This is a genomic window from Rhizobium oryzicola, assembly GCF_030504645.1.
Classification (GTDB): Bacteria; Pseudomonadota; Alphaproteobacteria; order Rhizobiales; family Rhizobiaceae; genus Neorhizobium; species Neorhizobium oryzicola.
Window position 1 is genome coordinate 62,213 of sequence record NZ_JAUKWQ010000006.1, and the last position, 18,936, is coordinate 81,148.

Below are 18,936 nucleotides of genomic sequence, written 5' to 3' on the forward strand. Positions count from 1 at the left end.
GCGAGTTAAGCGGCAAGTGCCGCAGTGAGTGCCATGGCGAATCATGTTTAACGCGGCATCGCCTCGCCCCCGGCCAATCGAAAGCGCGTTTTCCCATGACCATCCATACGTCAGATGACCGGTTCGCAGCGTTCCGGCACAGTTCTTACACGCGTTTTTTCTTTTCGCGCTTTCTGGCTGCCTTTGCGATCCAGATCGTCAGTGTCTCCGTCGGCTGGCAGATGTATGATGAAACGAAAAACACGCTCTATCTCGGACTGATTGGTCTCTTTCAGTTCCTGCCGTCGCTGTTGTTGATTTTGGTGACAGGCTCCGTGGCCGACCGCTACAATCGCCGTGCCATCGTGGCGGCATGCCTGTTCGTCGGAGGCCTCTGCACGGCGGCTCTGCTTGCGCTGACGGTGACGCACCAGTTCGCGCCTTGGCTCGTCTTCGCGATCCTGATCGTCTTTGGCATTGAGCGCGCCTTCATGGGCCCTGCCGTCCAGTCGCTCGCTCCGAACCTGGTGCCGGAAGAGGCGCTTCCAAACGCGGTGGCGTGGAACTCCTCCTCCTGGCAGACGGCTTCCATTTTGGGCCCTGTCGCGGGTGGTCTGCTCTATGGTGTCAGTGCCGTTGCAGCCTATTCCGTTTCGCTGCTCTTCATGTTGGGTGCAGGCTTTCTTGTCATCACCATCCCCAAGCCTTCGCAGCGTAGCGCACCGAAGGCCGTTGGCTGGGAAACGATTACCGCCGGCTTCCGCTTCATCTGGAGCGAGAAGGTGGTGCTGGGTGCGATCTCGCTCGATCTTTTCGCCGTGCTGCTGGGCGGTGCGGTTGCGCTGATGCCGGTTTTTGCCCGCGATATTCTCGACCTCGGTCCCTGGGGCCTCGGCCTGTTGCGATCAGCGCCTGGTATCGGCGCTATCGCAGTCGCCTTGTTTCTCGCGGCCTACCCGATCCGCCACCGTGCCGGCGTTGCCATGTTCGTGGGCGTCGCTCTGTTCGGCCTCGGCACGATCATCTTCGGCATGTCGCACACGGTCTGGCTATCAATCGCGGCGCTGATGCTGATGGGCGCTTCCGACATGATCTCGGTCTATGTCCGTGAAAGCCTGATCATGCTGTGGACGCCGGACGAGGTGCGTGGTCGCGTCAACGCCGTCAACATGGTGTTCGTCGGTGCCTCCAACGAGCTTGGGGAGTTCCGCGCCGGCACCATGGCGCATCTGGTCGGTGCGGTTCCGGCCGTCGTCATCGGCGGCTTTGGCACGCTGGCAGTCTCGATCATCTGGGCCTTGGGTTTCCCCAAGCTGCGCAAGATCGACAATCTGGATGCGCCGACAAAGAGTTGATTCAGGTCGCTTCGGCGTAATGCGGCGTTGTTGCCGCTTTCTGTTCAGGACGCTGGAAGACGAGATCCAGATAGTCCCAGAGCCAGGCGCGCAACGGCGCATCGAAAAGCATGCGCCCTTCCAGGTGTTCGCGCCCCTGCTGCGCATTGGGCATGACGAAGCGTGAGGCACCCCGCACCACCCAGCTATGCATCATGGCGCGGGTGAGTTCGGCGTGGAACTGTACGCCCCATGCGTTCTCACCATATCGGATCGCCTGGTGAGGATAGGCATCGCCTTCGGCCAGAAGCTTGACGCCGCGTGGCACACTGAAGCCTTCGCGATGAAAGTGATACACCATGCGCGGCCAGTTCATAAGCAGGCGGCCATGCTCTGTGGCGCGCAAAGGATACCAGCCGATTTCCGTCAAACCCCTGTCATCCGGGCCAACCTTGCCGCCGAGGTTCTTCACCAGCATCTGCGCACCCAGACAGATGCCGAGATAGGGCTTGTTTTCGCTGAGCGGCACGGAGATCCAGTCGATCTCCCGTTTCACGAAGTCTTCAGGGTCATTGGCGCTCATCGGGCCGCCGAATATGACGGCGCCGGAGTGGTTGCGCATGGTATCAGGAAGCGGATCGCCGAGTGCCGGGCGGCGGATATCGAGCGCAAAGCCTTTATCCATCAGCATCTGCCCGACGCGTCCCGTCGAAGAGCGTTCCTGATGCAGGACGGCCAGAATGGGCGGTTTGGAAGTCGAACGGGGAGGTGTCATCAACATTGCACTTACGTCCTCAGTCTCCTCCCGTATCGTCTCCTCCCGCACGCGCCACAGCCTTCTGGCGCTGAAGTACCCGGTCCCGGGCCGAAACGCCCAGAAGATCCGCGATCCTCCAAATCACATGATCTTCCATCTCGCTGCGCTCGCCGTCGGCATAAACGAGGTCCCAGAGGACCCCGACGAGCTCAACACATTCGTCCGGGTTCAAGTGCCTCTTAAGATCAGAGGTGAAGCGGAAATAGTCAACTGCTTCCAGGCCAGCCTCATGGCCAACCTCCATCAGCTGCTCCAGGTGCGACTTGTCGAGCTGGTATCGCTCGCGTAGCAGTTCCCGCAACTTCTCCACCTCGCTATCGGAAACCGTACCATCCGCCTCCATCACCTGGAAACAGAGACCGGCAAAGGCGACGCGCGGATCGTCATGGGCGAACTCGTTTTCGGGCCGCTCTCCGGTGAGGTTCTGGAAGAAATCCAGAATGGTTTCAAACATGGTCTGCTCTTTTAAAACAGGCGCAAGCGCGTGGCGGGTTCAGGGGTGGATGTTTGGTCCTTGACGCCCGGATCATCCGGCAGCCGGCCATTGAAAGGGCCTGCGGGCGTCTCTTCCGGACCGCTTTTGCTTTCGAGGTTCTGCTTTGCCTCTACCTTGGCGACGGGCTTTTCCACCACGATCGGCTTTACCGGAGGCTTTGCCGGTTTGGTGACGGATATTTCGGCAACAGCCGATGCCGGAGCTGGCTTCGGTTCTGGCGCAGCAGCGGGCGGTGTGACGGGCGGAAGGTTGGCAATGGCCGTTTCGGCAGACAGCGTACCTTCCTCGATCGGACCTTCAAGCTGGCCGAAGGGACGCTTCCACTCGAAGGCATCGAGACGGCCGGAGTTCGGCGAGAAAGGCAGCCAGCGTTCCGACACGATGCCATCGGCGACCCAGGCTGGGTCTTTTGGCGCACGCAGTGCCTGCGCCATCCAGTGGCGGATGCGGCCCTGATCGTTGGTTTCAGCCTCTTCGATATCGGCCAGTAGCAGATAGGTGCTTTCGCGCGGATCCATGCGCAGCGCCGCCTCTGCCTTTTCGCGGGCCTTCCTGAGCTCCTTCGCATCCAGTGCGGCCTGGGCGACAGCCAGCAGCGATTCGGGATTGTTCGGTTTCAGGCGCTCCAACCGCTCGGCCCGCATCAGGCGGTCTGCGGCGCTATCGCCGGTACGGGCGCGAACATAGGTTTCGGCCAATTGCGGATGCGGCTGGATCTTCCACACGCTCTCCATGATGGCTGCGGCCTTGCGCAGGTTGTCGTCCCGCAGCCAGGCCTTTGCAGCAATGATGGCGGCAGGCACCAGATCCTTGGCAAGTTTCAGGGCTGCACCCGCGCTTTCTCGCGCAGTACGTGGATCGCCCTCCAGCGCTTCCGTGGCTTTGGCGGTCAGCAGAACGGCCTTTAGACGATCGGCCTGCTTGCGATCGATGACATTGGCAATCTTCTGCTGGTCCAGCAGGCGGATCGCATCATCCCATTCGCCGGATTTGGAGCGATGCTCCAGCGTGGCCTGTGCGGCCCAGGGCAGGTAGGGTGCGGTTTCCGCAGCGGTTGCCGCATAGTGGCGCGCGGCTTCGTCCGCGCCGAGGCGCCGCGCTTCCATATAAAGACCGCGAAGACCCAGTTCGTGTGTTTCCGGATCCTCCGCCATCTTCTCGAAGATCTCGCGGGCTTCCTCGTGCCGTCCTTCGATCAAAGCCGTCTGGGCTTCCAGCAACTTGATCAGCGGCTCCTTGTTGCTCTTCAGCAAGCCGCGGGCACGCGCGCTCATCTTGCGGGCGACCAGCGCATTGCCGGCGCCTGCAGCAATCAGCCCCGCTGACAGAGCCTGATAACCGCGATCACGCTTGCGGGCACGGAAATAGCGGCGGACCGAATGAGGCGAGGTCCAGATGGTCTGGATCAGCCACCAGACGAACATCACGGCGCCGATCAATGCGACGATGGCGGTTGCGGCCACGATGATGCTGGTTTCGATCAGGCGGCCTTCGAAAGTGATGGAGATCAGGCCTGGGCGATCCGCCAGCCAGGAGAAGCCCCAGCCGAGACCGAGAACGATGACGAGAAAGACAAACAGACGAAACATGTGCTCTCCTCAGCCTCCGGACTGGCTTGCGGCCATGGCGCGGGTCAGTGTTCCGCTGGCAATCCCATCGATGTCGATGCGAGCATCCAGCGCCTTCTTGTAGTCCGCCGAAGCCATCTTCGACGCTTCTGGCAGGGCATTCCACTCGGAGACGGCGGCGGTAAGGTCGCCGTTCTTCACGCGCTCTTCCATGCGGGCTACAATCGCCTCCGGCGTATCGCCGGGCGCTTCGCCGACAGGGCGGATCTTGACGAGACGCATCGCGCTGGACAGAAGTCGGTCGGTCACGCCCTGGTCCGCCTGCTGGTGGGCTGCGTCGATCATCGCATTGGCTGCCGCGGGGAAGCGGCGCACAAGTTCGGCGCGCGTCGGTACACCGCGATCAGCATAGGGCTGCAGCGACTTCACGGCCGGATCATCGCCTGCCACGCTGGCAAAGGTCTTCAGTTCTGCCGAGAAGCCACCGCCGCGTTCCGTTGCGGCTTTCAAGCCGGCAGCAGCGAGCGCTCTGGCGATTGCCTGTTCGCGCCCTGGCTGGTTCAATCTCGCTTCCGTCTGGTCGAGGCGACGGCTGAGATTGGTATCGTTCTGGCTTTGCGCTTCTAAGGCAGATTTCAGCGTGGTCAGGTCGCCCTGCAGTGAATTGAGCTGCTGGGCCAACTGGTCCGAATTGCCGCCGCTCCCGGATTTGGAAGCTTCGAGCGCAGCTACCCGTCTGGTCAGATCGGGAGAGGACTGCAGCGTTTCAATCCGCTGGCGCAGTTGTGCGATTTCTGCCGAAGCATCACGCGCACCAGAACTGCCCGCCGAGGGTAGGAAACCGGCATACTGCATCGCGCCTGCCAGGAGCAGCGCCACAATGCCACCAGCAATGCCGGAGGCAAGCAGTGTCGATGTGGTCGGTCCACGGGGCGCTGAGGTTGTGTTTGCGCTTCGGTCCAAAGGCGGTTCGAGTGGCGGCGGAGGTGCCAGATCCGGTTCCGGCTTGGTGGTGGCGTCTTCTGCCTTCAGCTCTTCCGTCGTTGTTGTGTCGGGCTTTGGGGTCGCTTCCGAGAGGGAAACGGTCTCGATGCTTTCAGCAGATGGCTTGGCCGAATCCGTAGTCCCTTCCGCAGGCGGTGCCGGTTCGGCAGCAACCGCGACGTCTACGGCATCGGGCGATGGCTTTTCGCCATGACCTTCCACCTCGCCGCGGGCGGCCAGATCATCCGGCTGCAACGGCGCGGTCACGGTTGTCTCCGGGGCCTGTTCCGTTGCGGCAGCGTCCTGTTCCGCTTTCAAGTCGATTGTGACCGGTTCCTTCTGGGGTCGGGAGCGGCGTGGCGGCTTGTCGGAAACCATGGCAACCTCGTCTGGATGATGTCTTTCCGGAAACTAGTCAGCCGGAAGAGCGAAAGAAAGAGGCTCAAGGGAAATTGGTTCCCGCCTCCGGTGAGAGTAGAGACATGAGCGCGTCTTCAGACGGACGTGCGGCGACCACGACATTTCCTTGGAATTGCGCCGGGACTGCGGCGGCGGTTTTGGGGCTCATGCAGAAAATCTTCATCGCCGCCACCCTAGCGAGCCAATCTTGAAGAATCTCTTGCGCGAAAAAAGACTTGGCCGCTTCCCGCGAATAGAGAAGAACTGCCTCCGGCGGGGTTGAGAGCAGGCCTGCTTCCGCCTTTCCCCATGTTTGCGGAAGCATTCGATAGGCTTCAACTGTCCGGCATGGGATGCCTTGCGCTGCCAAGCCCACTTCGAAGTCGGGGGAACGGGGATTGCCGGCGATATAGAGAAGCGGCGCCTCTTGCTGTGTCCAATGCTTTGCAATCACGTCTGCGAGTTCATCGCCCGTGCCCGGTCCCGCCGTGACGTTCCGGAAGCCGACCGACCGAGCCGATTCGGCCGTCACGGCGCCAACCGCATATAAAGGGACGTCGAAGAGGGCAGAGATGTTGACCTCGCTCAGCGCGCGGACAGCCTCAGCACTTGTCACCGCGAGCGCGCAAAAGGGAGAGGCTAGGGCCTCTTCGATTGCGGCCGCATCATGCCGTGGTTCGAACAGTGGCAGGAGTATCGGCTCGTGACCCATGGCGCTCAACCGTGCAGCGGTCCGTTCCGCAGAGGTGCTTGGCCTGGTCACGAGCACGCGCATTCTCTATCCCCAGCCGTCGAAGAAGCTTGTACCGGCCGCGTTCCGAACCGCGGTGCCCGCCTGTGCACCGATGCGGCCTGCCTCATCACGCGGGCCATCGAGTTCCACGCTGTGCTCCTGGCGGCCGTCCGGCGTCAAAATCAGGCCAGAAAACTTCAGGTGCTCACCGTCGCAAATTGCGTAGCCGGCTATCGGCGTGCGGCAGGAGCCATCAAGGGCGGCAAGGAAAGCGCGTTCACAGGAAACTGCGTCCCAGGTCTTCCGGTCATTGATGGCATCCAGCAGTTCCAGCACGCGGCGGTCGCCGATACGGCTTTCGATGCAGATTGCCCCTTGCGCCGGTGCCGGCGGGAAATCCTCCGGGTTCATGATCTCGGTTGCCACATGTGGCATGGAGAGGCGGTTCAGCCCGGCAAGTGCCAGGAGCGTGGCATCCACCTGCCCGTCTTCCAGTTTGCGAAGCCGTGTTTCGACGAGGCCGCGGAAGGTGATCACGGAGATGTCAGGACGACGGCGGCGGATGAGCGCCTGGCGGCGCAACGAGGAGGAGCCGATCACCGCGCCCTCGCGCAATGCCATCAGGTTTGGTGCCGTCTTGCCGATGAAGGCATCGCGAAAATCCTCGCGCGGCAGATAGGCGGAAATCTCAAGTCCGGCAGGTAGGCTGGTCGGCATATCCTTCGAGGAATGCACGGCAAAATCCAGCTCGCCCGAGAGAAGCTGCTCTTCAAGCTCTTGCGTGAAAAGGCCCTTACCGCCCACCTCGGCCAGTGGACGATCGGTGATGCGGTCCCCCGTGGTGGAGAGCACCACGATCTCAAACATTTCTTCCGGCAGGCCATGCGCCGCCATCAGGCGGGCGCGCGTTTCAGACGCCTGGGCGAGTGCCAGCGGGCTTCCGCGTGTTCCAATCCGGAAAGGTTTTGTTTGCATCTCACGTCATCCGTTGTTACGCGGTTCTCCGTAACCGGGTTTTTCCGGCATCGCAAATTATTCGAACGTCTCAATGTCCAGCTCTCTTCGCATTCTCGGCATCGAAACCAGCTGTGATGAAACCGCAGCCTCTGTGGTTGTGCGCCATCCGGATGGGCAGGGCGAGATTGTCTCCGACGTCGTTTTGTCGCAGCTGGAAGAACATAGCGCCTTCGGCGGCGTCGTGCCGGAAATTGCGGCTCGCGCCCATGTGGAGGCTCTCGATGGACTGATCGAGGAAGCGCTGACGCGGGCGGGCGTGACCCTTGCCGATGTCGATGCAATTGCTGCGACCTCCGGTCCCGGCCTTATCGGCGGCCTGCTCGTTGGCCTCATGACAGGCAAGGCGATTGCCCGTGCATCCGGCAAGCCCCTCTACGCTGTCAATCATCTGGAAGGGCATGCGCTGACGGCGCGCCTCACTGATGGGCTTTCCTTCCCCTATCTCATGCTGCTCGTTTCCGGCGGCCATACCCAGCTCGTGCTGGTCAAGGGCGTCGGCGATTACGAGCGCTGGGGCACCACGATCGATGATGCGCTTGGCGAAGCTTTCGACAAGACGGCCAAGCTTCTCGGGCTACCTTATCCCGGTGGTCCCGCCGTCGAGAAGGCAGCATGCATGGGTGATGCAACGCGCTTTGATTTTCCTCGTCCCCTGGTTGGCGAGAGCCGCCTCGACTTCTCTTTCTCCGGTTTGAAGACCGCCGTCCGGCAGGCGGCGACCGCGATCCAGCCCCTGACGGAGCAGGATATTGCCGATATTTGCGCCTCCTTCCAGCGCGCCATTTCGCGCACGCTGAAGGATCGTATCGGTCGCGGCCTTGCCCGTTTTTCGGAACGCTTTCCCGATTTGCCGGAACCGGCTCTGGTGGTGGCAGGCGGTGTCGCGGCCAATCTGGTTTTGCGCTCCACGCTGGAAGAGCTCTGTCGTGACCACCGTTTCCGTTTCATTGCGCCGCCGCTCCGGCTCTGCACGGATAATGCAGCGATGATTGCCTGGGCAGGCCTTGAGCGCATGGCCGCCGGCATGCCTGACGATCCGCTGGCGGTTGCGCCCCGTTCGCGCTGGCCGCTGGATGCGGAAGCTGCCGCTCTGATCGGTTCTGGAAAACGAGGTGCAAAGGCATGAGCGAGCAGGAAAAGTTCGTCGTTGTCGGCGCTGGTGCGTTCGGTACGGCACTTGGCACCGTCATGGCGCTGGATGGGCGCAGCGTAACGCTGATGGGACGTGACCCGTCCCTGATGGCGGATCTGCGCAATGATCGGGTGCACAATGCCGCCCTTCCCGGCGTGCCGCTACCGGATCTGCTGCAGTTTTCCGCCGAGCCGGATGCTCTGGAGGAGGCGACCATCGTTCTCTTCGCCGTCCCTTCTCAGGCACATGCCGACGCGGCCCGTCACTATGGTCCCTACATCCACCGTGACGCTGCCGTGGTGACCGCTGCCAAGGGCATCGAGCGCAAGAGCGGTCTTTTGCTGACACAGGTGCTTGAGCGCGAACTGCCGCATCATCCATTGGCTGTACTCTCGGGTCCCGGCTTTGCGGGTGATCTGGCGCGAGGGCTGCCAACCGCCATGGCGATTGCCGCCAATGATCAGGCGATCGCGGAGCGTCTGGCTCGCAGCCTTTCCACGCCGAGCTTCCGGCTTTATGCCTCTCTTGATCCGGTTGGCGTTCAGCTGGGTGGTGCATTGAAGAATGTGCTGGCCATTGCCTGCGGAGTGGTGGAAGGCGCAGGACTAGGCGACTCTGCGCGCGCTGCGTTGATTTCGCGCGGCCTTGCGGAAATGTCGCGGCTGGTCGTTGCCATGGGTGGACAGCCGGATACCGTGCGCGGCCTTTCCGGTCTCGGCGATCTCGTTTTGACGGCCACCAGCCATCAATCGCGCAACCTGCGCTTCGGCATCGGCCTCGGCCAAGGTGAGCCAGCGGATATGTCCGGTGGCAATCTGATCGAGGGTGCCTACACGGCGGCCATTGCAGCCAGCCTCGGCGAAAGCCACCATGTGGAACTGCCGGTGACGGAAGCCGTCGCCGCCATCATCGAGGGACGACTGGATGTGCGCTCCGCCATGGAGCAGTTGATGAGCCGCCCGATTACAACGGAATAGGACAGGAGAGTTCGATCATGCCGCTTTTTGCCTTTGTCTGCGCCGATAAGCCCGGTCATCTGAATGTGCGCATGGAGACGCGCCCGACGCATCTCGACCATCTCAATGCCCTCAACGAGAAGGGCATCTTGAAGATGGCCGGTCCTTTCCTGGATGGCGAAGGCAAGCCGAACGGCAGTCTCGTGATCGTTGAGACGGATACGATCGAAGAGGCGCGTGCGCTGGCCGACGCCGACCCCTACGCCAAAGCGGGCCTTTTCCAGTCGGTCGAGGTTAAGCCGTTCAACTGGGTCTTCAACAAGCCGGAGGCGTGAGGCGAGATGGCGTACTGGCTCTACAAGTCGGAACCCTTCAAGTGGTCCTGGGAGATGCAGAAGGCGAAGGGCGAAGCCGGGGAAGAATGGACCGGTGTTCGCAACTATCTGGCGCGCAACAACATGCGCGCCATGAAGATTGGCGACAAGGGCTTCTTCTATCACTCCAACGAGGGGCTTGAAGTTGTCGGCATTACGGAGGTTTGCGCGCTGTCGCATCCCGATTCGACGGCGGAAGGCGATCTGCGCTGGGATTGCGTGGATATTCGCGCCGTCTGCGACATGCCGAAGCCGGTGTCGCTGAAGGCTATCAAGGCCAATCCGAAGCTCGAAAAGATGTCCTTGGTCACCTCCATGCGCCTTTCCGTGCAGCCGGTGACCGAGGAGGAGTATTTCGAGGTCTGCCGTATGGGTGGGCTGGACAATCCGCCTCTTTCCCCTGCCTGAGGTCTTTACCCTGAAGACGGATCCGACCAGCTTCATCCTTGCCAATACCGGCCTGCTGACCCCGCCGCATGTGCCGGAAATTTCTCTGCATCTCGCAACCGAGGCGCATGAGCTTTGGCTGAAGACGGAAGAGGAGTTGCAGGAAATCGGCCTGCCTCCGCCCTTCTGGGCCTTTGCTTGGGCGGGTGGGCAGGGACTTGCCCGTTACGTGCTGGATCATCCGGAACTGGTTGCGGGAAGGCGCGTGCTGGATTTCGCGACCGGCTCCGGCCTCGTGGCGATTGCTGCGGCGAAGGCCGGTGCCGCGCATGTTCTGGCAGCCGATATCGATCCCTGGACCGAGGCGGCTGTTCGTCTGAACGCCGCCGAAAATGGGGCGGTGATTGATTTCACCAACGAGGACCTCATAGGTCAAGCGCTGGAGGTAGATGTCGTTCTGGCTGGCGATGTGTTCTATGACCGCGACTTTGCAAGCCGCCTCGTTGAATGGTTCTTTGAGCTCCGCGAGAATGACATTCGCGTGGTCGTCGGCGATCCCGGCCGCAGTTATTGCCCGAAAGATCGTTTGGAACCTCTGGTGACCTATCAGGTTGCCGTATCCAAAGCGTTGGAAGATAGCGAAGTCAAGAAGACAACAGTCTGGCAGTTTCGCTGATTATCTGGTGCCACGAATGACGCAAACGCCATGCTCATAGGCGCAGGCGGATGTTGCGCCATAGGCGCCGGTTTCGTTTTCGCCAACGCTGATGATTTTCACCTTGGGTGCCTCGGGCTCCGGAAGAGCGGAGGCAATACCATTCTGGCCGTAGAAATAGATGCCGTTGCCGCGGAAGCGCACGGCGGAAATTCCGCCGGCGAACGTGCCGACACCGCGGACATAGGAAGGGAGACCATTGCCGCCGACCTGGTCATGCCGGTGATGGTGGAAGGCGCGATGCGGCGCAAAATCCTCTGCCATGGCAGCCGGTGCCGAAAAGCCCGCGCCAAGGAGGACGCACCCGAATACGGCCTTGGTCCAATGTGTTGTCATGACGGGCTCCTTTCATTGTAAACGAAAGGTTAACATTCCCCATGATAAGGCTGCAAGGGTGATATCGCGTGGTGATCTATCGATGATTTGCCTGCGTAAATTCACACGGCTTGGCATGACGCCGGTAAGCCACTGACAACCCCAATCGATTAAATTTAAAATCCGTCTGGATTTGACTTGAGGTCTGTCAGTTGGGCGATTAAACCACGCGATGATGCAATGCACATCTTATCGGCAAGTGCATTGCCGGGGCGCGCGCCCCCGCGAGAACGCGCACTGAACGCCGTGAGGATATAATGGCGAATGTGACAAATAATCGGCCGCTGTCGCCGCATCTGCAAATTTATAAGTTCGTCCCGACCATGGCCATGTCGATCGTGCACCGCATCACCGGTGGCGCTCTCTACTTCGGCACGGTCCTGGTGGCTGCGTGGCTGATTGCCGCGGCATCGGGTGAGCAGGCCTTCAATACGGTCAACTGGTTCTTCGGCTCCTTTATCGGCAAGCTGATCCTGTTCGGCTACACCTGGGCAATTCTGCACCACACGATTGGTGGTTTGCGCCACCTGATGTGGGACCTTGGTTATGGCTTCGAGAAAGAGTTCTCGACGAAGCTTGCAAAGGCCAGCCTGGTTGCCTCGATCGTCCTGACCCTTCTGGTCTGGGCTGTCGTGCTGATCGTGCGCTGAGGAGACAGATCATGGATATGCGTACGCCCCTCGGCAAGGTTCGTGGTCTCGGCTCTGCCAAAAGTGGTACGGAGCATTTCTGGAAGGTCCGCACGACCTCGGTTGCTCTTGTTCCACTGCTCCTTTTCTATGTCGTTTTTCTGGTCATCTACGCCGGCAAACCCTATGCCGACGTGATCAGTGCGCTCTCCAATCCGTTCATTGCGACAATCAACGCGCTGACAATCATTGCCAGCATTGTACATATGAAGCTCGGCATGGAAGAGATCGTTCAGGATTACATTCATTCGGAAGTGACGAAGGTTGTCCTTCTGATGTTGAACTCCTTCTTTTCGTATGTGATCGGCGGTCTCTGTCTCATCGCCGCACTGAAGATCGCATTTGTAGGATAATCCCGCCATGGCATCGATCACCCCCATTGCGCAGACCGGCAAGGCCTACACCTATGTCGACCATTCCTACGACGTGATTGTCGTGGGTGCCGGCGGCGCAGGTTTGCGCGCAACGCTTGGCATGGCCGAGCAGGGCTTCAAGACGGCTTGCATCACCAAGGTTTTCCCGACGCGCTCCCACACGGTTGCGGCGCAGGGCGGTATTGCCGCTTCGCTGCAGAACATGACGCCGGACAGCTGGCAGTGGCACCTCTACGACACCGTAAAGGGTTCCGATTGGCTGGGCGACGTGGACGCCATGCAGTACATGGTCATGGAAGCCCCCAAGGCCGTCTACGAGCTGGAGCATTACGGCGTTCCCTTCTCCCGTAACGAAGAAGGCAAGATCTACCAGCGCCCGTTCGGCGGCCACATGCAGAACTTTGGTGCCGGCCCTCCGGTTCAGCGCACCTGCGCTGCCGCTGACCGTACCGGCCACGCCATCCTGCACACGCTGTACGGCCAGTCGCTGAAGAACAATGCGGAATTCTTCATCGAGTACTTCGCGATCGACCTGATCATGTCGGATGACGGTCGCTGCACGGGCGTTGTTGCCTGGAACCTCGATGACGGCACCATCCACCGCTTCGCGGCGAAAATGGTGGTTCTGGCGACCGGCGGCTATGGTCGCGCCTACTTCTCGGCAACCTCCGCCCATACCTGCACCGGTGACGGTGGCGGCATGGTGGCGCGTGCCGGTCTGCCGCTGCAGGACATGGAATTCGTGCAGTTCCACCCGACGGGCATCTACGGCTCCGGCTGTCTGATCACCGAAGGCGCACGTGGCGAAGGCGGCTACCTCGTCAACTCCGAAGGCGAGCGCTTCATGGAGCGCTATGCGCCTTCCGCCAAGGACCTGGCATCGCGTGACGTCGTTTCCCGCTGCATGACGCTGGAAATCCGCGAAGGCCGCGGCGTTGGCAAGAACAAGGATCACATCTTCCTGCATCTCGACCATCTCGATCCCGCCGTTCTGCATGAGCGCCTGCCGGGCATTTCCGAGAGCGCGAAAATCTTTGCAGGCGTCGATGTGACGCGCGAGCCGATCCCGGTTCTGCCGACCGTTCACTACAACATGGGCGGTATTCCCACGAACTACTGGGGCGAAGTGCTGAACGCCGACAGCAACAATCCGGAGCGTCTGCTTCCGGGTCTCATGGCTGTGGGCGAAGCGGGATGCGCCTCCGTTCACGGTGCAAACCGCCTCGGCTCCAACTCGCTGATCGACCTTGTGGTCTTCGGCCGTGCTGCCGCGATCCGCGCCGGTCAGGTCATCGACCGCGTCGGTGCCGTGCCGCAACTGAACAAAGCTGCTTGCGACAAGATCATGGACCGCTTCGACGGTCTGCGTCATGCCACCGGCGGTACGCCGACGGCCGTCCTGCGTGACAAGATGCAGCGCGCCATGCAGGAAGACGCAGCCGTCTTCCGTACGCAGGAATCGCTGGAGAGCGGTTGCAAGCGTCTCTCGGCCATCTGGAGCGAGATGAAGGATATCAAGGTCACCGATCGCTCGATGATCTGGAACTCCGATCTTGTTGAGACCCTCGAACTGCAGAACCTGATGGCCAACGCCATCACCACGGTCTACAGCGCCGAGGCCCGCAAGGAGAGCCGTGGTTCACACGCTCGCGAGGACTACACAGAAGGTGCATTCGCTGGTCGCGATGACGTCAACTGGCGCAAGCACTCGCTGGCATGGGTCGGCGCGGATGGCGATGTGAAGCTGGACTACCGTCCGGTTCACACCGATCTCATCGCCGACGGTATCGATCCGGCCAAGATCGAGCCCAAGGCTCGCGTGTACTGATATGAACATGGCGGTCTCTCTTCCCGGCAGCTTGAAAAGTGCCCCTGGGGGGAGGCCGCTTGGCGTCTTTGCGATCAACCTGGACCGCTCGCCCGATCGCTGGGCTTCCATCGAACGGGCGTTCGGCGATCTGCCTTGGCCGCTTCATCGCGTGGCGGCCGTGGATGCGAAACGGGATCCGCAATCCGTACTGGCCGTTCGCGGCCAGGCAATTCGGCATGAACCGGATGCGATCGGATGGAACAGTCATCGCAACCGCCTGTTCATGTTGACGGAGGAAGCCTGCTTGGCGAGCCATGTGCTGGTCTGGCGGCAGTTTCTGCAAAGCGATTTTGAGCACGCGCTGGTGCTGGAAGACGATGCGGTATCGCAAGCCGGCTTTGTCGATTGCGTAACGGCTCTTCTGACAGAAGGCCTGTCGGCAGATATCGTGAAGCTGGAAGGCATTGCCCGTAGCGGCGCTCGCAAGGCGCTCGCTATCCGTAGGCTCAATGCCGGCCACCTGTTGGTGCGCTCCCTGCGTCCATCCTCCGGGTCGGCTGCCTATCTAGTCAGCCGCAAAGGGGCGGAGACACTGCTTTGCGCAGCGAAGGATATTCGCGTTCCGGCGGATGACTTTCTCTGGACGCCCGCCTTCCATGGGTTGGATATCGCGCATGTCTCGCCCTGGGTCATCATGCAGTCGGGCGCGGTGAGCGTGATCGGCCACGACCTGAAGACGAAGCGTGCCCGGTCTAAGGCGCCGATCGCTCGTGGTTTGCTGATGCCGATGAAGCGGGCGATGGAAAGATTGGGCCTTGTATGGGCCGCACTGCAGGGAAACCCCCTGAACCTCTTGAATGTGAAGATGGTGCCCTGGGCGCCGAACAATTATAACCCCGGTGAAGAAACGGCGCTTGCCGCCGAGGATCAAAGGTCCAGCAATGGTTGAACTCGCTCTCCCGAAAAACTCCCAGATGACCGAAGGCAAGACCTGGCCGAAGCCGGCCGGTGCCAAGAATGTCCGGGAATTCCGCATCTATCGTTGGAATCCGGATGACGGTCAGAACCCGCGGATCGATACCTATTACATCGACGTAGACGATTGCGGCCCGATGGTTCTCGATGGCCTGCTCTACATCAAGAATAAGATCGACCCGACGCTGACGCTGCGCCGTTCCTGCCGCGAAGGCATCTGCGGTTCCTGTGCCATGAACATCGATGGCGCCAATACGCTCGCCTGCACCAAGGGCATGGACGACGTCACCGGCACGGTAAAGGTCTATCCGCTGCCGCATATGCCTGTCGTGAAGGACTTGGTGCCTGACCTCACCAACTTCTACGCCCAGCACCGTTCGATCGAGCCCTGGCTGAAGACGGTTTCGCCAACGCCGGCCAAGGAGTGGAAGCAGAGCCATGAAGACCGTCTGAAGCTGGACGGTCTGTATGAATGCATTCTCTGCGCCTGCTGCTCGACCTCCTGTCCGTCCTACTGGTGGAATGGCGATCGTTACCTCGGTCCGGCTGTTCTGCTGCAGGCCTATCGCTGGCTGATCGATTCGCGCGATGAGGCAAAGGGCGAGCGTCTGGACAATCTGGAAGACCCTTTCCGTCTTTACCGTTGCCACACGATCATGAACTGTGCCCAGACCTGTCCGAAGGGCCTGAATCCGGCCAAGGCAATTGCCGAAATCAAGAAGATGATGGTGGAGCGCCGGGTCTGATTCCGGAGCATGCCCCTCGATTTCGTGGCTTGACCTCGCGCAGATGTGTTCCATCTGCGGAGTTTCTTGTCCCAAAGCGATCGCAGTGCGGTATCTCTGGCTTGATTTGACATATCCTTTGGCGATAATTCAGGCATTCCGGCACGGGTCGGAGCTGATGCGGATCTCGGGAGCTTTATGATGCAGTTCAGATATGTGGTGACCGGCCTGTTGGTCACGATGTCCTTGGCCGGCTGCCAGCGTACCTCGTCCAGCCCCTATAGCGATCTGCCTCCTCCGGCTCCCCTCCAGGCCCAGCCTGTTCCGAGCGTTCAGGGCGGACAGCTGCCACCTCCAGGTGCAGCTGATGCCTCGCAATTCCCAGCGGCACCTGCTGGCGGAACCAACATGGCATCGCTCCCGCCTGCAGGCGGTGCGGCAGCCGGTGGCCAACCTCCGGCCACAGCGCTCGATGTCACCAAGGAATCCATGGTTGGCAACTGGCGAGTGAATGCCGGTGGCGTAAGCTGCGACATGTTCCTGACGCTGACCAATCTCGGCAGCGGCTCGCGCGGCGGCACGCGCGGTTGCGTCGGCGATCTGACCCAGATGGGCTCTTGGGAGGTCAACGGCAAGACGGTCATGTTCAAGAGCCGTTCGGGCGACGTGATTGCCCGCGTTTACAAGAGCGCCGATACGCGCTTCGATGGGACGACGAATTCCGGACAGGCGATCAGCCTCAGCCGATAAGGTTCGGGCGGTCTGGATAGCGGATGGAACCCATACCGGATTATACCCGTAGCGTCAGCGAGGAGCTGAAGTCGCTGACGATTGCCGGCACGCTGCAGGCGGATCCGGCACAGATGGCAGTGGCGGCCCGGCTCGACAAGGTGCTGGCGCAGCTGCGGGAAAAGGGACCTGCCAAGAAGACGAGCGCGCTTGGCTGGTTGTTTGCCCGCAAGGAACGGCGCGATAGCACGTCGGTGCATGGCCTCTACGTCTACGGCTCGGTTGGCCGCGGCAAGACCATGCTGATGGACATGTTCTTCGCCAAGGCACCTCTACAAAAGAAGCGTCGCTGCCATTTTCACGAATTCATGGCTGACGTGCATGGCCGCATCCACGCGCATCGGCAGAAGCTGAAGGCAGGTGAAACCAAGCAGGCGGATCCGGTTCCGCCCGTGGCAGCAGCGCTGTTCGCCGAGGCGGAACTGCTCTGCTTCGACGAGTTCTCCGTCACCGACATTGCCGATGCGATGATCCTCGGCCGCCTGTTCACCGAATTGTTCTCGCTCGGTTGCGTGCTGGTGGCGACGTCGAACGTGGCACCGGACGACCTCTACCGGGAAGGCCTGAACAGAAGTCTTTTCCTACCCTTCGTGGATCTTCTCAAAAAGCATGTAGATGTCGTCACGCTGGACTCTCCGACCGATTACCGTATGGAGAAGCTGGCAAGCCTGCCGGTCTACCTGACGCCGATTGACGCGCGCACGGATGCCGCAATGGAAACCTCGTGGCGACAGGTGCTGGATGGCGCGAAAGCGCAGCCGGACGAAGTTCCCATGAAAGGCCGCGTCATCCCTGTTCCGCTGGCTGGCGGGCGGGCGGCGCGCTTTTCGTTCCGAGATCTCTGCGAAAGGCCGTTGGGTGCATCGGACTACCTCGCGATTGCTGCCCGTTACGATGTGGTCTTCATCGAGCATGTGCCGCTGATGGGGCTTAACAAGCGTAACGAGACGAAGCGTTTCATTACGCTCATCGATGCATTCTACGACAAGGCGGTGCGGGTGTTCATCAGCGCAGAGGCAGCGCCGGAAGCACTCCTGTTAGAGCGGCATGGGACGGAAGGGTTCGAATTCGACCGCACAGTCTCTCGCCTTTTCGAGATGCGCAGCCCCGATTACCTTGCGCTGCATCACGAGCGCCGTCACGCTAATTAACATTTCAGTGACAAAATTTCTTACGTTTACGTAAGAAATTTGATGTCTAACCGATTGAAATTCTTGCGTTCAAAATAATCGATTGCCATTTTTTTGTAGAAAAGCTATGCGAGTGCCCATCCGGTCGACAGAACATGCCGGCCCTGCATTCGATGGAGAGGAAGCTTTTCTATGGCTCGCAAGAAGATTGCACTCATTGGCTCTGGCATGATTGGCGGCACGCTGGCACATCTCGCCAGCCTCAAGGAACTCGGCGACATCGTCCTGTTCGACATTGCGGATGGCATTCCGCAGGGCAAGGGTCTGGATATTGCCCAGTCCGGTCCGGTCGAAGGTTTCAACGCGAAGCTTTCCGGCGCCAGCGATTACGCTGCCATTGAAGGCGCCGATGTCTGCATCGTCACCGCCGGTGTCGCCCGCAAGCCGGGCATGAGCCGCGACGATCTTCTCGGCATCAACCTCAAGGTCATGGAGCAGGTCGGCGCAGGCATCAAGAAGTACGCCCCGAACGCTTTCGTCATCTGCATCACCAACCCGCTCGACGCGATGGTCTGGGCCCTGCAGAAGTTCTCCGGCCTTCCGGCCAACAAAGTCGTCGGCATGGCCGGCGTTCTCGACTCCGCTCGTTTCCGTCTTTTCCTCTCGGAAGAATTCAACGTTTCCGTTCAGGACGTCACCGCTTTCGTTCTCGGCGGTCACGGCGATACCATGGTGCCGCTCGCTCGCTACTCGACCATTGCCGGCATTCCGCTGACCGACCTCGTCAAGATGGGTTGGGTCACTGCCGAGCGTCTGGAGCAGATCATTCAGCGCACCCGTGACGGCGGCGCCGAAATCGTTGGCCTGTTGAAGACCGGTTCGGCCTATTACGCTCCGGCTGCCTCCGCGATTGAAATGGCCGAAGCCTACCTCAAGGACAAGAAGCGCGTTCTGCCCTGCGCAGCCCACCTCACCGGCCAGTATGGTGTGAAGGACATGTATGTCGGCGTGCCGACTGTCATCGGTGCCGGCGGCGTCGAACGCGTCATCGAAATCGAACTGAACAAGGATGAAGAAGCGGCCTTCCAGAAGTCCGTCGGCGCCGTTGCCGGCCTCTGCGAAGCGTGCGTCGCCATCGCGCCGTCTCTCAAGTAATCGACCATCGGCCCAAGATCCAA

The 18,936-nt window shown here is 60.8% G+C and carries 21 protein-coding genes; 14 read left to right on the forward strand and 7 right to left on the reverse strand.

What is annotated here, in order from left to right:
* Window positions 1-95 precede the first annotated feature (95 nt).
* Complete coding sequence (locus Q2T52_RS18140) at window positions 96-1,334, forward strand: MFS transporter (protein WP_302078231.1); 1,239 nt, start codon at window positions 96-98, stop codon at window positions 1,332-1,334.
* A gap of 1 nt (window position 1,335) precedes the next feature.
* Here the strand turns inward: Q2T52_RS18140 and Q2T52_RS18145 are convergent, their stop codons facing one another.
* The 6 genes from Q2T52_RS18145 to hemC all read right to left on the reverse strand — a co-directional run bounded on the left by Q2T52_RS18145 (window position 1,336) and on the right by hemC (window position 7,285).
* A complete protein-coding gene (locus Q2T52_RS18145) occupies window positions 1,336-2,094 on the reverse strand; it encodes a glutamine amidotransferase (RefSeq protein ID WP_302078232.1) in 759 nt (252 codons plus the stop codon).
* A gap of 13 nt (window positions 2,095-2,107) precedes the next feature.
* Window positions 2,108-2,584, reverse strand: coding sequence for a tellurite resistance TerB family protein (locus tag Q2T52_RS18150; protein WP_302078233.1), 477 nt, complete (start codon window positions 2,582-2,584; stop codon window positions 2,108-2,110).
* Window positions 2,585-2,595: 11 nt separating this feature from the next.
* Window positions 2,596-4,215: a heme biosynthesis protein HemY gene (locus tag Q2T52_RS18155; RefSeq protein WP_302078234.1), complete on the reverse strand. Its 1,620-nt coding sequence runs from the start codon at window positions 4,213-4,215 to the stop codon at window positions 2,596-2,598.
* Window positions 4,216-4,224: 9 nt separating this feature from the next.
* Window positions 4,225-5,556, reverse strand: coding sequence for a COG4223 family protein (locus Q2T52_RS18160; RefSeq protein ID WP_302078235.1), 1,332 nt, complete (start codon window positions 5,554-5,556; stop codon window positions 4,225-4,227).
* 64 nt (window positions 5,557-5,620) lie between these two features.
* Complete coding sequence (locus Q2T52_RS18165) at window positions 5,621-6,352, reverse strand: uroporphyrinogen-III synthase (RefSeq protein ID WP_302078236.1); 732 nt, start codon at window positions 6,350-6,352, stop codon at window positions 5,621-5,623.
* Window positions 6,353-6,355: 3 nt separating this feature from the next.
* Complete coding sequence (hemC, locus tag Q2T52_RS18170; protein ID WP_302078237.1) at window positions 6,356-7,285, reverse strand: hydroxymethylbilane synthase; 930 nt, start codon at window positions 7,283-7,285, stop codon at window positions 6,356-6,358.
* A gap of 73 nt (window positions 7,286-7,358) precedes the next feature.
* Here hemC and tsaD point away from each other — a divergent pair, with 73 nt between their 5' ends.
* The 5 genes from tsaD to Q2T52_RS18195 are packed head-to-tail and all read left to right on the forward strand — an operon-like array spanning window position 7,359 to window position 10,852.
* Window positions 7,359-8,453 (forward strand): tRNA (adenosine(37)-N6)-threonylcarbamoyltransferase complex transferase subunit TsaD, encoded by a 1,095-nt coding sequence (tsaD, locus tag Q2T52_RS18175; protein WP_302078238.1) that lies wholly within the window; start codon window positions 7,359-7,361, stop codon window positions 8,451-8,453.
* A complete protein-coding gene (locus Q2T52_RS18180; protein ID WP_302078239.1) occupies window positions 8,450-9,436 on the forward strand; it encodes an NAD(P)H-dependent glycerol-3-phosphate dehydrogenase in 987 nt (328 codons plus the stop codon). Before tsaD ends, Q2T52_RS18180 begins: the two co-directional genes overlap by 4 nt.
* A 17-nt stretch (window positions 9,437-9,453) precedes the next feature.
* On the forward strand, window positions 9,454-9,750 hold the full coding sequence (locus Q2T52_RS18185; protein WP_302078240.1) for a YciI-like protein: 297 nt from the start codon (window positions 9,454-9,456) through the stop codon (window positions 9,748-9,750).
* A gap of 6 nt (window positions 9,751-9,756) precedes the next feature.
* The gene (locus Q2T52_RS18190; RefSeq protein ID WP_302078241.1) at window positions 9,757-10,197 is read left to right on the forward strand and encodes an EVE domain-containing protein; all 441 of its coding nucleotides are present in this window, start codon (window positions 9,757-9,759) and stop codon (window positions 10,195-10,197) included.
* A gap of 10 nt (window positions 10,198-10,207) precedes the next feature.
* Window positions 10,208-10,852 carry a class I SAM-dependent methyltransferase gene (locus Q2T52_RS18195; RefSeq protein WP_302078372.1) on the forward strand — a complete coding sequence of 215 codons (645 nt, stop codon included), beginning with the start codon at window positions 10,208-10,210 and terminating at the stop codon, window positions 10,850-10,852.
* On the opposite strand, the gene Q2T52_RS18200 is transcribed toward Q2T52_RS18195, so the two are convergent.
* Complete coding sequence (locus Q2T52_RS18200; protein ID WP_302078242.1) at window positions 10,853-11,227, reverse strand: hypothetical protein; 375 nt, start codon at window positions 11,225-11,227, stop codon at window positions 10,853-10,855.
* Window positions 11,228-11,523: 296 nt separating this feature from the next.
* On the opposite strand from Q2T52_RS18200, the gene sdhC reads away from it, so the two are divergent.
* The 8 genes from sdhC (at window position 11,524) to mdh (ending at window position 18,913) form a co-directional block, all read left to right on the forward strand.
* Window positions 11,524-11,916 carry a succinate dehydrogenase, cytochrome b556 subunit gene (sdhC, locus tag Q2T52_RS18205; RefSeq protein ID WP_302078243.1) on the forward strand — a complete coding sequence of 131 codons (393 nt, stop codon included), beginning with the start codon at window positions 11,524-11,526 and terminating at the stop codon, window positions 11,914-11,916.
* A gap of 11 nt (window positions 11,917-11,927) precedes the next feature.
* Entirely contained in the window at window positions 11,928-12,308 is a 381-nt protein-coding gene (gene sdhD, locus Q2T52_RS18210) for a succinate dehydrogenase, hydrophobic membrane anchor protein (RefSeq protein ID WP_302078244.1), read from the forward strand.
* A 7-nt stretch (window positions 12,309-12,315) separates the two neighbouring features.
* On the forward strand, window positions 12,316-14,157 hold the full coding sequence (gene sdhA, locus Q2T52_RS18215; RefSeq protein ID WP_302078245.1) for a succinate dehydrogenase flavoprotein subunit: 1,842 nt from the start codon (window positions 12,316-12,318) through the stop codon (window positions 14,155-14,157).
* A gap of 7 nt (window positions 14,158-14,164) precedes the next feature.
* Entirely contained in the window at window positions 14,165-15,088 is a 924-nt protein-coding gene (locus Q2T52_RS18220; RefSeq protein WP_302078246.1) for a glycosyltransferase family 25 protein, read from the forward strand.
* On the forward strand, window positions 15,081-15,860 hold the full coding sequence (locus Q2T52_RS18225) for a succinate dehydrogenase iron-sulfur subunit (RefSeq protein WP_302078248.1): 780 nt from the start codon (window positions 15,081-15,083) through the stop codon (window positions 15,858-15,860). Before Q2T52_RS18220 ends, Q2T52_RS18225 begins: the two co-directional genes overlap by 8 nt.
* Before the next feature lie 180 nt (window positions 15,861-16,040).
* On the forward strand, window positions 16,041-16,589 hold the full coding sequence (locus Q2T52_RS18230; RefSeq protein ID WP_302078249.1) for a protease inhibitor Inh/omp19 family protein: 549 nt from the start codon (window positions 16,041-16,043) through the stop codon (window positions 16,587-16,589).
* Between the two features lie 23 nt (window positions 16,590-16,612).
* Window positions 16,613-17,779, forward strand: a complete 1,167-nt coding sequence (zapE, locus tag Q2T52_RS18235; RefSeq protein ID WP_302078250.1) for a cell division protein ZapE — start codon at window positions 16,613-16,615, stop codon at window positions 17,777-17,779.
* Window positions 17,780-17,950: 171 nt separating this feature from the next.
* Complete coding sequence (mdh, locus tag Q2T52_RS18240; RefSeq protein WP_302078251.1) at window positions 17,951-18,913, forward strand: malate dehydrogenase; 963 nt, start codon at window positions 17,951-17,953, stop codon at window positions 18,911-18,913.
* Window positions 18,914-18,936 lie beyond the last annotated feature (23 nt).